We start from the raw sequence: 14,757 nt of genomic DNA, 5'->3' as shown, positions 1-14,757 counted from the left end.
AAAAGGCACTTAAACTTGACCTAAAAAAAGATGAAATATCCGACTTTGTATTTCAAATACTTTGTGGTCTTGATACATCTACATAAAAAGTAAAACAATTTTGTATTTTTTTTATGTTTCTTTTTATAACTTGCTAATTGCATTGAATATAGGGACTTAATAATAAATTTTATTCACTCTTAAAACACTTATAAACTATGAAACTAAAGTATTTATTATTTGCTTCAACTATTTTACTTTTCCTATGGAATTGTAATGGAGTTAACAATTCAACTAAATCAGAAAATGATATTTCAAAAGACAGTTTGGCTCATAACAGTCCAATAGACAGTTTGGTTTTTGTTAATATTCCTGTTGATACTTCATATACAAATAAAGCTGGCGGTTCTGAGAAAGCAACATGGAAAAAAATCTTCAAGAAATGTGCTAAATCTGACTGGATACGTACGGCTGAATATATGGGACCAACCAATACATTATATTTGGGGGCTATTCAAAATGAAAATGGAGATGCACAAAACGATTTAGGTAAAGCTGACTCTGTAAGAAAAGCCAAACCTGATTTTATTAACGAAGGAGGCGACCAAAATACAGCTCTTGTCGAAAAAATAACAAATAGTCTCAATACTATTTTAGCTTCGGAGCTACAATTTAAGGATTCAACTTTAGTAAATTTGAATGCTGAATTAAATGCAGCTATTGAAAATACACAACAAATGAATCTGACATTCACTTGGGCTGCAGATAATTTATTAGCTACACCACTAAAAAGATATATAAATGACAATGAAAAAACACCAAAGTGGGCAGACTACAAAGCAGATTTACTTACACCTGGGAATAAAGTAATTACGAAAGTTATTCGGGTAGCAAATTTTAAAGGGACTATTTCATTAGACCATGACATTTCAGGAGGACTAAAAGCAAAACTAGTTGGAGGACAAAAAATTCAACTTGCTAATGGGAATGCTGATATTAATATAAAAATGCAAGGTAACAGAGTCATAACTGTTGAGTCATCACCTAAAACTGTGTATGTTTTTGCTGTGTGGTCAAATGTAGAGAGTGTTAAGTTTTAGGTTGTTTTAGAAAAGAAAGAGTCCAGTAAAACTTACTGGACTCTTAAGAAATATAGTAGCTTTTGATGTATGAATGTATAGTTCAGCAAATTAGATATTATTACTAAAGTTATGATATATTTTGCTACAATCAGTAACAATATATCTGGTCCCATTCCTCCAACTTTAAGTGCAAATTATTAGTTTATTTATAAACAGCCAATACCAAAATTGTCATTCTTATTTTGCGCCAGTTAATAACTAAAATATTTTCAGATTTATATTTTGATTTAGACTATCTCTATCTAAGCTAATTTCAGAAATAATAAATCCTTAATTTGTTTAATCTGTAATTATTATACAAAATATTTTTTTATATAAAGAGAATATTGAAATAAGTTTCACAAAAGGAGTGTTCCAAATTGTAAATATTTGATTTCCATGAAAAAAAAGTGGTTAGTAGGCATACTCTTGTTAATTACATCTTTTGTATTTACTATAAAAGTAAATGCTCAAATTCCGTTTATCAAAAAAAAGCCTATAAAAGTAGATTCTGCCTTAAAAATAACAAACGGAGACGATATTAGTGACGATAGAATAGAAAAAAATATCATTACTAATATTAAGATAGACGTAGATACAATAAAAAAATTTGTAAAATTTCAATATAAACTTTTACAAAATTTAAAACCGAAAGACTCACTCTATATAATAATAAAAAGGTCAGGCAAACCAGATTACCACCCTACGACTAAATCATTAGAAGGTGATGTAGGTACCAATATTAGAAACAACGATTCTAATTTTTTCTTATGGTACCCGCTAAAAGATACTTTTCAAGTGGCTGAACCTGTTGATATAGTTTTTAAAATTAATAAAATTGATAATAAACCTTTCGCATCTAAGAGAATAAGTAAAAAAGAAATAATTACTTATTCTCGGTGGGCAGTTAGTGCGGCTTTATTTACAACAACCTTAGCTCAGGGTATTCCGTTATCACAGGAAATAAAAAAATTTAATAATGAACCTGACCCTATTAACATTAATCAAAAAAAGATTTATGACAATCGTGAAGCTGAACTTAAATCTCAAAGAAGTAAGCTTGTCAGATCTTGGGCAACCTATACTGGTTTAAGTATTTTAGGTAATTTGGTCCCTATATTTATTAAACCCCTTAAATTAAACTCAGATATTAATATTCATAGTAATGGTACTTCAATTAGCGTTTCTTATAACTTTTAAAACTATTTTATGAACCGCCTGATAATAATTTTATATTTAATAGCTCCTGCAATTTCTTTTGCTCAATACGATGTTTCAGTAGGGAAGGTTCATATTGGTATTTTGAATACAAAAAGCATGTTTCCTCCTCTACCAAATATTTCATTTATATATCCTACTCAAAGTAGTATAGCTATTGACTATAGTTTGTTTACTATCAAAGGATGCGTTTCCAATATTAATTTTCCAGAAAAAGAAATAGTTAAAATAAAATTAAATGAAAATAAGCCTCAAATTGACACACTAAAAAAATCAGACTTATGTCCTCCTAATAGTCTTTATTTTTCTAGAACCATTAGCCTAAGAGAAGGAGAAAATACAGTTGAAATTATAGCAAATAATATTAGTGGTGTTATTACAAGAGAAGTAAGTATAAATAATCATAAGCCTGAAAAAAGCATAGCCTTAATAATTGGCAATTCGAAATACCCTGGTAAAGCTAAGCTAGATAACCCAGTTAATGATGCTATAGATATGGCAAAATTATTAAATACTAGACTAAATTTTAGAGAAGAAGACATATTCTTAAGATTAGATTTATCCAAGGAAGATATGGATTTCGAAATCGCCCAATTTGCTGAAAAAATAGAAAATTATCAAGTTATAATATTCTATTATGCTGGGCATGGGATGGAAATTAGAAATAAAAACTATTTAATTCCTATTGATGGTATTCCACAAAGCGAAACTCTAAATGATAGTACTAATATCAGAATCAGAAATAAATGCGTAGACTTGGATAAATTAATAGAAAACTTAGAGCAATCTAATGCATCGGTAAACCTCATTATTTTAGATGCTTGTAGAAATAACCCTTTCATAAAATCAGGACTACGTTCCGTTAAAGGTACAGGAGGCCTTGGCACAAGCTCACCTACAACTTCGTCAATAGCTTATTCGACTCAAGCAAAAAGTACGGTTGAAGACGGAACTGGAAGGAATAGTCTATATACAGAAACACTTCTACAATATTTGCCATCACCTGGATTAACTCTAGGAGCTATATTTCAGAAGATTACAGACGAAGTCTTTAGGAAATCAATCGGAGACCAAAGACCTTACAATTTTACAACGAACCATGGTAGTTTTATATTTTTACCTAAATAAGTATGATGCTCAAATATCATTATATTTAATAATTTTTAACAGAATATTTAATTGCAAAAACCTTTAATTGAATGAAAAAATTCACTTTTTTTTTATTATTTATAGCTATAACAACATTTAGCCTGTATGTTGGTGCTTTAACCAGCAAGAATACACATTTTATAAGTCAAAGGAAGAGTGACAGTCTCAGACAATTTCCTGATACAGTAATTTTACACGAAATCAGATTCCGAAGATTAAATCTAAACGGTTTTAAGTATAAAGAATTAGCTAATTACGTTTCGGACACTTTAATACACGAACTAATAGTCCGAAAAAGAAAACGGGGAATTGGGGGACATGCTGATGAACGAAATGATCTTTATAGAATGAAAAAGTATATTCCTGATTCATATGATTTATTTACAAAAGTTGCTAAATCGGTTCCTGCATTGATACCAAAAAAATATATAAATAAAAACTCTAATGGTTCATATTCATTCAAAAAAAATATAAATCTATATTGGAAAGCTTATGCATTCTGTGATGCAAATGTTAGATTTGGGCTTCAGCCGAGCTGTGCCATAGGAACTGGTTTCATAATTAAGGATAATTTAATTGCTACTGCTGGTCATTGTTTTGAAGGCAAAAAGTCTACTGATTTTTATGTTGTATTTGGATATCAAATGCTGAATGAAGATGATTATAATAGAAATTTAAAGAAAGAAGATGTTTATGAAATTGAATCTGTCGATTTAATGAAATCTATGAAAGATAAAATAGATTTTGCTTTGATTAAAGTTAAGGGAAAACTTTCTTTAGATAAAAAAGCACTAGTGCCTAGAACATCTCCTATTAGCCCTAAAGAAGAGTTGTATACATTAGGTTATCCTCAAGGAATACCACTTAAATATGCCAACAACGGTAGGCTTTTTTCCTCTAAGCCTTCTTCAGATAAAAATATTTTTAAAATTAAATTAGATCTTTTCGAAGGTAATTCTGGCTCTCCAATTTTAGATAAACAAGGAAATGTGCTAGGTATGGTTCTTGCTGGTGATGTTGATACTGATATATTCATAGAGAATGACTGTCCATATCTTTATAATTGCGACCTAAATGGCCATGGCTCTTGTATAGGTGAGTCAATTCAATATATCAGTGTCATTCATAAATAAAAAAAGAACAATTCTTTCAAGCTAATAATTATTAATTTAAGGCTAACAAATGAAAAACTTAAGGTTCTTTTTTTTTGTCATTGGTTTAGCATTTTGTTGCTTCTGGTTATGTAGCTGTAAAGACCCATTAGAAATCAAAACCAAATCTATTTATTACCCAGTCGAATTAGATGAAACACTCAAACCAATAATTGTGCGTGAGAAGGATCCGAATAGGCCTTATCCTTTTTCTACAGATTCAATTTTAGTTGGTTATAAAGTCAGATTCAAAAGTGATAATATCTTAACTGGTTTTGGAGTTTTTTATTCTTACGATAGTTTAGTTGTTTCAGATTTTATAAGAGCTAGAGAAGTAAAAGGAGCCTATCAAATCTTAAAAGCTACACAGACTTCGGCAACTCAGGATGGTAAAAAAATTATTTCATCCAATCTAATCAACTTTGATAAAAGTAAAGGTGCTTACTTTTATGTTGTTCCTTTTGCCTACAATAAAAATAACGAGTCTGAAATATTTAATAATGGTAATTTGAGTAGTACCTATACTTCTAAAGATTATATGCGTATTCAGATTACACCTTGGGATAATTTAAAAGGACCTACTAATAACCAGAGAAGTATTAAACTTTTTTCTAGAGATGGTATTCTGTCCTGTGCCTATATTAGTAATTCAAAGTTAATCGTATCTACTTATGATAATTTAAAAAACAATTGGACTACTACTTTTGACATGTCTACAAAAATCAGGAAAAGTCCAATTACTAGTGATTCTGTTGAAGTATTTTCTATTAATGAAGTAGAATATAGTAAAATATCCAATAGTTTAGTGCTTGCTGTAAAGACAGAAGGAGCTATGGTTAATGAGGGGAATTATAACTTAGAAATTATTGATATAAATCTGACAGATAAAAAATATAGAGTAAAGTCCTTGTTAACTGGAACCAAATTTAAGAATTCAATTCAGACTTATTGTTCATTTCTTTCTGAATCAAATGAGTTTAAGTTAATGTTTATGTCGTCTAAAGGTAGTTATTCTGACGTTTCTAAAGTATTTTTAGAACTACAGTACCCCTCGCCATCACCTAATACGTATTCTTTTTCAGGCTATATTTCTAATTATTCTTGTGTTTATTCAATCAACAATGATATTAAATTACCAACTATAATCTTGTATTCTAATCAAATTGGAGAATATAATATAGGTTTAAAATTCGGACAAAGTTTTATTACTGATTCATTTGATTTTGACTTTTATCCTGATTTTAGTGTTTTTAATATTGAAAGTAATGGCAAAATCAATGTTTCTCATTTGGACATTACCTTTGCTTATGGTGATTTAAGAACCTATATATCTACTTTTGCTTACGGGCTTATTCCCTGTATAGCTAAAAAAGATGGTGCATATTTATTAATATCTAATCAATTTATTCTAGACCTTAAATATATAAACAATACCATAGAAGTTTCTCCAGTTTTTAAAGATTGGTTTCCGGGAGGGCTACCGAAATCTATTTCACAGGGCGTTTTTCTTAATGAAAAAATATATGCACTTGTTAATGGTATTGATTTGTGGGAATTTGATCCTAATAAATTAAATATTGATTTTTCACGTAATGGTACAGTTAAAATAATTGATATTTGATTGCTGATAGAAGGAAAGACTTACAAAAGCGACAAGATGACGTCTATACTCATTTTTAATTAATAAGCGTTTTGATTTAAAGAAATTATTATCTTGTAAGTTTGGCTAAAAAAATAATTATTTGAAAAGGTACTAAAAACTATACTGATTGGTATTTACTCTTAAATGAAAAACTTAAGGTTCATTTTTTTTGTCATTGGTTTAGCATTTTGTTGCTTCTGGTTAAGTAGCTGTAAAGATCCATTTGAAATCAAAACCAAATCTATTTACTACCCAGTCGAATTAGATGAAACACTCAAACCAATAATTGTACGTGAGAAGGACCCGAATAACTCTTCTCCTTTTTCTAATGATTCAATTACAGCAGGCTATAAAGTCAGATTTAAAACCTCTGATAATTTGCTTGATTTTGGAGTTTTTTATTCTTACGATAGTTTAGTTGTTTCAGATTTTATAAGAGCTAGAGAAGTAAAAGGAGCCTATCAAATCTTAAAAGCTACACAGACTTCGGCAACTCAGGATGGTAAAAAAATTATTTCATCCAATCTAATCAACTTTGATAAAAGTAAAGGTGCTTACTTTTATGTTGTTCCTTTTGCCTACAATAAAAATAACGAGTCTGAAATATTTAATAATGGTAATTTGAGTAGTACCTATACTTCTAAAGATTATATGCGTATTCAGATTACACCTTGGGATAATTTAAAAGGACCTACTAATAACCAGAGAAGTATTAAACTTTTTTCTAGAGATGGTATTCTGTCCTGTGCCTATATTAGTAATTCAAAGTTAATCGTATCTACTTATGATAATTTAAAAAACAATTGGACTACTACTTTTGACATGTCTACAAAAATCAGGAAAAGTCCAATTACTAGTGATTCTGTTGAAGTATTTTCTATTAATGAAGTAGAATATAGTAAAATATCCAATAGTTTAGTGCTTGCTGTAAAGACAGAAGGAGCTATGGTTAATGAGGGGAATTATAACTTAGAAATTATTGATATAAATCTGACAGATAAAAAATATAGAGTAAAGTCCTTGTTAACTGGAACCAAATTTAAGAATTCAATTCAGACTTATTGTTCATTTCTTTCTGAATCAAATGAGTTTAAGTTAATGTTTATGCAGTATAAAGATAGCATTTCCTATAATTCAAATCTTTATTTCTATCATATGAATAAAGTATTTTTAGAACTGAAATACCCGTCTTCTTTTGAAGATTTACAACCATATCTATCTGCTTCAAAGATTTCTAATTATTCTTATGTATATTCAATCAACAATGATATCAAATCACCTATTCTAAGCTTATATCCTGAAGAAATTAGAGAATACAAAATAGGTTTTAAATTTGGGCAAAGTTTTTTAACTGATTCTTTTGATCCAGGTATTTATAATGATTTTAGTATTTTTAATGTTGAAAGTAATGGCAAAGTCAATGTCAACTATCTATATATTAGCGTTTCTACTGTAGACCTAGGTACGTATGTTCCTTCCTTTTCATATGGGCTCATTCCTTGTGTAACAAGAAAAGATGGTGCTTATTTATTAATATCTAATCAATTCATTATAGATCTTAAATATCTTAATAATACTATTGAGTTTTCTCTTGTTTATGAAGACTGGTTTCCGGGAGGGCTACCGAAATCTATTTCACAAGGCGTTTTTCTTAATGAAAAGATATATACCCTTGTGAACGACACGGAATTATGGGAATTTGACCTTAATAAATTGAATATTGATTTTTCACGTAATGGTACAGTTATAATAATTGATATTTGATGTTTGAAAGTATCCCTGTATAACACACAGTTCAAAATTAATGAAAATTATCTAATTTTAAACTGCCTGTTTACAGGGATACTTTCAGTATGTTGACTATTAAACATTTAAATTTTGTAAAATTAACTTATATTTAATAATACATAGTGAGTATTCTTATATCTAGAAACTCAGATGTTAACACTTATTATTGAAGAAATAATATCTTTAAATCTTTGATATTCAAAAGAGTTCTTATCTGATATTTTAAAAAGGTTGAAAAAATGACTAGTTGTTGGTGATTCGGATTTTAAAGCAATATAGTCTATGTCAACGCTAATTATTGTCATGAACTCAAAATAACCCCTCTGACGAGCTTTTTGATGACTTTTTTCCGCTTCACCAATTCGATTATGAATATTGGAAATGTCTTTCCCTCCTTTTATTTCAATTGATATAAGCCCTCGTGAACCACTTTGGAGTTCTTCAATAATTTCAATGTCTGGATCGGAGGAGAATTTAATAGTTACTATTCTTCCAGAATCGTTTTTAATTTTAATAGATGTTGGTGTAGACGATAGTATATATTTACTTACCAAATCTTTAATTATGCCAAATGTTTTTTGAGTTGCAATTTGCCCATATTCATTATTGATAGAACCTCTTAATTGAGGACCAACTGTTAAAATTTGTAATTCAGATATTATCAATAAATTAAATTCTTCAAATTGAACAACAAATTCAGCAGCAGATGCTATCAAGCTTACACAAAGCCCGTTGAGTAATTGTGAAGATTTAGGCGATAATTTCCCCTTTTCCTCCATTAACTTAAATATTCCAAAAGGCCCCTTTGAATAAAATTCTTTTTGAGAGAAACCAAGGAGTAATCTGTAATAGCCCAATAAAAATGGGTTTTCTTTTAATAAAATTGGTACAGGAAAAATTGCTTCTCCTCTTATTGAAAATGATGCAAGTTTTTGTAAACTATCGGTAGGAACATATTCATTAAGCTCAGCATCTATACTACTAATTTGTAAATTCTGAACTGCTTTTCTTAAAGCTTCATGAAAGTAAAGGTCTTTGATATTTTTAAGCCTGTAGTGAAACCCAATTTGTAATTCTGGAGATAAAACTGGAAAAGACTTACTTAACATTTTTTATTCTCCTTTCTGAAATTTGAATATACTCTTCTTTTAATTCAATCCCATGATAATTACGATTAAGCTTTTTGCATACTACTCCAACAGTTCCAGCTCCAAAGAATGGGTCCAAAATAAATTCCCCTTCTTTTGAAGTTGCTTGTATTATAGGTTTAATTAACTCTTCTGGGAAAGTGGCAAAATGGGCTTCTTTCAAAGGTTCAGTATTTACTTGCCATACAGACCTTCTGCTTCTGGTTTTGCCTTTTTCTGCAGCGGGTTCCTTCATGCTTTCAGAATCATAATAGTAATTTTTATTCTTTGAAAACATAAAAATATATTCATGGGATTGAGTAGGCCGATCTTTGACGGATTCTGGCTGACAATTTGGTTTGTACCAAATAATATCTGATCTTAAATACCACCCGTCCTCTTGTAGAGCTAATGCAAGCCGCCATGGAATGCCTATTAAGTCCTTAGGTTTTAGCCCAACTGGAGTTGCTGGTCTATATGACATTCCTCTGGCGGGATTTCTTTTATCGCCAGATCTCCAAGTCCTATTACCACTTGTATATGAGTCACCTATATTAAGCCATAGGGTTCCATCTTTCTTTATTTTATCCCGTAAAGTTCTGAATATTAAGACTAAATGCGTTATATAATCATTTAAATCCTCTTCTGCACCAATTTGGCCACTATAGCCATAGTCTCTTTTCCCCCAATATGGTGGACTTGTAATGATACTTGAATAAAAATTATCCGGTAGTGTATGAACTATTTCTCTCGTATCGCCAAGTATAATACTTGAATCCGTCCATCTATTATCCAATGATTCAATTTTTGCTTTATTTAGTTGTTTAACCATTTCCATTTATTTAAGTTTTTTACTCTCGATGGATTGTGTAAATATACAACCCTTTAATATAAATACTAAAGTATGGGTTGTTTTCTGCTCACTTAACAATATAACTATTTTGTTATCAAAAGATTACAAATGGATTAATCTATAAAAATCGGCCGATTTAAAGTAGAGAGTTTGGAAGTTTTGCCAATTTAATCGGCAATAAATCTATGCATTTTATCTTGCTTTATGCTAGTGATCTACTAACACAAACTTTCGGATTAATGGAAGTACATCAGAGACTTTTCGTCGATTAATGAGAGGTATCTGTGCTGACCGATAAAAACTGGACAAAAAACCGTCCCTTATTTTAGAGAATGGGAACTCGGTTAATGGGACTATTTTTTATGTCGATTCCTTTTTGAAGAAGGAACTCGGCAGGACTCTGAAAATTGATTCCACTATGAATTCTTTCAAATCGGAGCGCCGAAGCGATTATAGAAATCACGGAATTGATTCATTGTTTTTTTTGCGTCGCTTATATTACTAAACTCAAATTTCTGACACACAGCGCTTTCCATAATGGAATGATACGATTCAATATGGCTGTTCTGCTGAGGCGTGGCAGGTTTTGTAAATTCCTGAACGATCTGTTTATCTTTGAAATACCTTTGGACCATTTCAGCAATGAATTGAGCCCCGTTATCGCATCGTACATACTTTTTTTCAGGAATTATCATGTGTTCAAATATTCTTTCAAATAGGCTGATAACATCTTGATATTTAATGGAATAGCTAATGTAATGGCCGATATTCCAACGGGAATAAACATCTAAAACGGTCAAAACCTGCATATTTCTGCTTTGTCCTGCAACCCATACAAATTTAATGCGGTCCGCCGCCGCGGTCAAATTCAAGGTAGCAGAATGCGATTTCCACCTGTGGTAACAAATCTTTAACCCAGTTTCGTTTAGATTTTTTTGAACTATTAACATATTGATTTCTAAGCAATTGATGGCTTTTCATGAGCCGATAAACCAAATGTTTGCTGAGATTCAATTGTTTTTTTCTGCGTAAGTAGATATAAGTTTTATAATAACCATAATCAACAAAAGGGTGATTAAAAAGTTCATGGATATATCCAACAATAATCTCATTTTCAATCATTTGACCGTTCTTATCAACTACTTTTGCATAAGGCTTACGCCCCTGTTTTCCTTCAGAAGGTCGGTAGTAATAGCTACTTCGAGCAATGTAGCATAGAGCCAACACTTTATTCTTGGGAAAGTGGGTTTCAATGAATTCCTGTGCCACCATCAACCGCTCTTGTTGAGAGGGGAAGTTTTTTTTAACAGGGCATCTTTTATACGAATTTCAAGTTCCTTCTCGGCTACCAGTTCTTTAAGTGCCTGATTTTCGCGTAAAAGACGATGATATTCTTTGCTTGAAATACTAGTCTCAACCTCTTTTACTAAGGCTGATGAGGATTCAGATGCCCATCGGTAAATCATAGAGGTCGAAACCTCAAATTGACGGGCGGCAGAGGATGCTCCGTGTTCTTGATAATATTGGAGGATGGCTTTTTTGTCGCTTTCACTCCAATGCCTGCGGTGTTTGATCATTGGACTACAAGTTAAGAGATTCCCTTAGCTTAATGTCCAAACTTTTACCGGGCTGGAAAGTATCAATATAACTGTTATTAAAGGTTAAAACGGACAGATTTACAACCCTTCATACTGCAATAAAACTTGCAATAACTCCTTCTAAAAAGTAATATTCGTTGCAGTTGTATTTTTTATGTGTTTGATTATTAGGCTGTTATATTTTAATTGTGTAATAAGCGTTTCCTAAACGCTTGATATGGGTTCGATTCCCGTCGGAGTCACAATGTTTTCTTCCAAAGTGTTTCCTGAACGCTTGGTATGGTCGGAGTCGCGTTCGACTTCGATTCCCGTCGGAGTCACAATGTTTTCTTCCAAAGTGTTTCCTGAACGCTTGGTATGGTCGGAGTCGCGTTCGACTTCGATTCCCGTCGGAGTCACAATGTTTTCTTTCAAAGTGTTTCCTAGGTGCTTGCTATGGTCGGAGTCGCGTTCGACTTTTATGAGAAGCTGTTTAGTTTTTTCAAAATTATCCTAAAACGTCCAATAGATTAAGCCCTGCCTACCTTCGATTCCTGTTAGAGTTACTAACTTTTTTCAAAGTGCTTCTTAATCACTTCCTATGAAGGGGGGGGGACTTTTGATTTTTAGTTAACTCATTACCTTCTGCCCGATAACACAATTCTTCCCAAAGTTGCTGACATATTCTTGCGTCGAATGGTAGAATATTCTTCTCTATCAGATATTTAAACTACCTAGTTTACAATGCGTTCTGCTATATTATTTGGGGCAAAAGAACATAAAAAATGTAATTTTTGCGAAGAGCTAGTTTCAAATTATATAGCCGCTTAACGAGAATAATTCGGAATGCTAAGTATTATTGATTTGTGGTGTTAAAGTCCAATTAAAAATTTTTATATCAATATAAAAACGGACACTATTTATAGTAGATTTGTAATCACTATTGTTTTTTTGTCTATGTAATGACTAATTTTGTCTATGGAATGGATGATTTTATCTATCTAACCCTTTATGCTTTGAAATAATAAATTGCCCGTATTCCATAGTCGTTCCTCTCTAAAGCCTAACTTGAAAAACCTATCTTTATGATTACTGAAAAACCTATGAATGAGTTTCCTGTGATGGATACAGGAGACGGTATTGTATTATTCCATCCAAACATTCCCGCTAAAGCGGCCTTAAATGTGACCGAGGTTCTGAATACTCGATGGATTGGGCAAGGGCCTAGGGTAGAAGAATTTGAAAACCGCTTTGAAGAAAAATTCACGGCTCCTTGCAAGAGTTTAGCGGTAGGGTCGGGTACTGATGCGCTGCATTTATCGTACCTGCTGGCGGGTTTACAGGCCGGCGATGAGGTGATTGCACCGGTTTTTACTTGCACTGCCACCAATATTCCGTTTCTCTACATGGGGGTAAAAATCGTCTTTGCTGATGTTGACGAAAACCTCAATATTGACGTCAACCATGTAGCGCGTCTTATTACTCCAAAAACCAAAGCCATTGTTTGCGTGCACTACGGCGGACTACCCTGCGATATGGACGAACTTTGGGCCTTGGGAGCAAAACACAATATTGCCATCATAGAAGACGCCGCCCATGCCGTAGGAGCAAAATACAAAGGTGAGTACATTGGTAGTCAAAGCGATTTTACGATGTTTTCGTTTCAGGCTATCAAGCACATCACAACGGGCGATGGGGGCATGTTGGTGGTGAAAGATAAGTCATTGGTGGAAAAAGCCAAACGTTTGCGTTGGTTCGGTATTGACCGCAGCAGCAAACAAAAAGGTATTTGGGAAAACGACATCGTGGAGGTGGGTTATAAATATCAGATGACCGATATTGCTGCGAGTCTCGGGTTGGCGTCTCTTGAGGAGTTTGATGAGCATTTGGCGCACCGCCAAAAATTATACCGTTTGTATTGCAATTTATTGAAAGATATTAAAGGGATACGGGTCATCGGAAGCGAATACACCGACCGTGAGCACGCCGCTTGGTTGTTGACCGCCGAGGTTGACAACCGTGAAAATCTGGTGAAATACCTGCGTGAACACGGGATAGAATCTGGTCAGGTGCATTATCGCAATGATAAATATACCATTTTTGGAGGCCGAACTCCAGGGCAGTTCCCCAAAATGGACGCTATTGAAGACCGCTATTTGGTGTTGCCGCTTCACGCCAAAGTGACCGAAGAAGACGTTGAATATATCGCCTATATTCTCCGAAAAGGATGGTAAAGAATGCTATGGAGTTCACGTACAAAAAAGTGTCTTTGGCGTATTCTCCCGTTTTTTCAATACTTATTCCCTCTTGGAATAATCTCGATTACTTGAAGTGTGCGGTAAATAGTATTAGAAAAAACAGCCGATATAAGCACCAAATTATTGTGCATGTCAACGAAGGAAAAGATGGTTCTGAAGACTGGGTTTTAGCGCAGGGAGACATTGGCTATACCAAAAGCAGTCAGAACTCCGGAGTATGCTATGGCTTCAATGCGGCCTCTCATTTGGCCGTAGCCGATTATCTGGTTTTTATTGACGATGATATGTATTTATGTCCCGATTGGGACTTCTTTCTGTTGGAAGAAATAAAAAAGAAGAAAGACGATAAATGGTGCATCAGCGGAACCATGATTGAAGGCTTTGATAAAGGAAACGCCTGCGTAATTGCCGACAAAAATTACGGTACACATCCGTCAGAATTTGATGAAGCAAAATTTTTGTCGGAATACGCCAGCTATCCGAAAGAAGACTGGAACGGCAGCCAATGGTATCCTATGGTCTTGCCAACGTTTGTGTACCGGGCCGTGGGGGGCTTGAGCATAGAGTTTTTTCCGGGAATGTACAGCGACCCCGATTTTATGATTAAATTGTGGCATTATGGTGTCCGCTTTTACAAAGGAATCGGTAAAAGCCGGGTGTACCATTTTGCGAGCAGAAGCACGGGGCGGGTCAAACGCAACGACGGACGAACCGAGTTTATCTTAAAATGGGGCTTGAGTAGCAATACATTTTTTAAAAATTACCTCAAAATTGGGCCCAAGTTTTTAGGTACGCTGCCCGATCCCGACGAGACATTTACGCTAAAACTTAAAAAACAAATTGATCGATGGAAGGTTAAATTCAAAACCCGTCCTATTGATATTTCCCGATAAC

The 14,757-nt window shown here is 33.0% G+C and carries 13 protein-coding genes and 1 tRNA gene; 9 read left to right on the top strand and 5 right to left on the bottom strand.

The genetic code is table 11. The features are described 5' to 3' along the window. Positions 1–197 precede the first annotated feature (197 nt). The 6 genes from NCI00_RS05695 to NCI00_RS05670 all read left to right on the top strand — a co-directional run bounded on the left by NCI00_RS05695 (position 198) and on the right by NCI00_RS05670 (position 8,024). Entirely contained in the window at positions 198–1,079 is an 882-nt protein-coding gene (locus NCI00_RS05695; RefSeq protein ID WP_253525912.1) for a hypothetical protein, read from the top strand. A gap of 420 nt (positions 1,080–1,499) precedes the next feature. Next, a complete protein-coding gene (locus NCI00_RS05690; protein WP_253525909.1) occupies positions 1,500–2,300 on the top strand; it encodes a hypothetical protein in 801 nt (266 codons plus the stop codon). A gap of 9 nt (positions 2,301–2,309) precedes the next feature. Then, positions 2,310–3,446, top strand: coding sequence for a caspase family protein (locus NCI00_RS05685; protein ID WP_253525907.1), 1,137 nt, complete (start codon positions 2,310–2,312; stop codon positions 3,444–3,446). 71 nt (positions 3,447–3,517) lie between these two features. Next, complete coding sequence (locus tag NCI00_RS05680) at positions 3,518–4,600, top strand: S1 family peptidase (RefSeq protein WP_253525905.1); 1,083 nt, start codon at positions 3,518–3,520, stop codon at positions 4,598–4,600. Positions 4,601–4,649: 49 nt separating this feature from the next. Next, positions 4,650–6,239: a hypothetical protein gene (locus NCI00_RS05675; RefSeq protein WP_253525903.1), complete on the top strand. Its 1,590-nt coding sequence runs from the start codon at positions 4,650–4,652 to the stop codon at positions 6,237–6,239. A gap of 165 nt (positions 6,240–6,404) precedes the next feature. Continuing rightward, the gene (locus tag NCI00_RS05670; protein ID WP_253525901.1) at positions 6,405–8,024 is read left to right on the top strand and encodes a hypothetical protein; all 1,620 of its coding nucleotides are present in this window, start codon (positions 6,405–6,407) and stop codon (positions 8,022–8,024) included. Between the two features lie 170 nt (positions 8,025–8,194). Here NCI00_RS05670 and NCI00_RS05665 read toward each other — a convergent pair whose 3' ends face one another. The 5 genes from NCI00_RS05665 to NCI00_RS05645 form a co-directional block, all read right to left on the bottom strand. Continuing rightward, positions 8,195–9,157, bottom strand: a complete 963-nt coding sequence (locus tag NCI00_RS05665; RefSeq protein ID WP_253525899.1) for an XcyI family restriction endonuclease — start codon at positions 9,155–9,157, stop codon at positions 8,195–8,197. Beyond that, entirely contained in the window at positions 9,147–10,007 is an 861-nt protein-coding gene (locus NCI00_RS05660) for a DNA-methyltransferase (RefSeq protein ID WP_253525897.1), read from the bottom strand. Before NCI00_RS05660 ends, NCI00_RS05665 begins: the two co-directional genes overlap by 11 nt. A gap of 449 nt (positions 10,008–10,456) precedes the next feature. Beyond that, entirely contained in the window at positions 10,457–10,900 is a 444-nt protein-coding gene (locus NCI00_RS05655) for a DDE-type integrase/transposase/recombinase (RefSeq protein WP_253525894.1), read from the bottom strand. Further along, on the bottom strand, positions 10,869–11,300 hold the full coding sequence (locus tag NCI00_RS05650) for an IS3 family transposase (RefSeq protein WP_253525892.1): 432 nt from the start codon (positions 11,298–11,300) through the stop codon (positions 10,869–10,871). Before NCI00_RS05650 ends, NCI00_RS05655 begins: the two co-directional genes overlap by 32 nt. Then, positions 11,300–11,605, bottom strand: a complete 306-nt coding sequence (locus NCI00_RS05645) for a transposase (protein ID WP_253525890.1) — start codon at positions 11,603–11,605, stop codon at positions 11,300–11,302. Before NCI00_RS05645 ends, NCI00_RS05650 begins: the two co-directional genes overlap by 1 nt. A 191-nt stretch (positions 11,606–11,796) precedes the next feature. Here NCI00_RS05645 and NCI00_RS05640 point away from each other — a divergent pair. From NCI00_RS05640 to NCI00_RS05630, 3 genes are all read left to right on the top strand, one after another. After that, positions 11,797–11,868: transfer RNA gene (locus tag NCI00_RS05640), tRNA-Arg, on the top strand. A gap of 822 nt (positions 11,869–12,690) precedes the next feature. Then, a complete protein-coding gene (locus NCI00_RS05635; protein ID WP_253525888.1) occupies positions 12,691–13,839 on the top strand; it encodes a DegT/DnrJ/EryC1/StrS family aminotransferase in 1,149 nt (382 codons plus the stop codon). Further along, on the top strand, positions 13,833–14,756 hold the full coding sequence (locus NCI00_RS05630; protein ID WP_253525886.1) for a glycosyltransferase family 2 protein: 924 nt from the start codon (positions 13,833–13,835) through the stop codon (positions 14,754–14,756). Before NCI00_RS05635 ends, NCI00_RS05630 begins: the two co-directional genes overlap by 7 nt. Position 14,757 lies beyond the last annotated feature (1 nt).

It is taken from the genome of Runella salmonicolor, assembly GCF_024158025.1.
In the GTDB taxonomy this organism is placed as follows: Bacteria; Bacteroidota; Bacteroidia; order Cytophagales; family Spirosomataceae; genus Runella; species Runella salmonicolor.
Note: the sequence above shows the minus strand (reverse complement) of the source record. Positions and strands in the feature narration are given on the sequence as shown.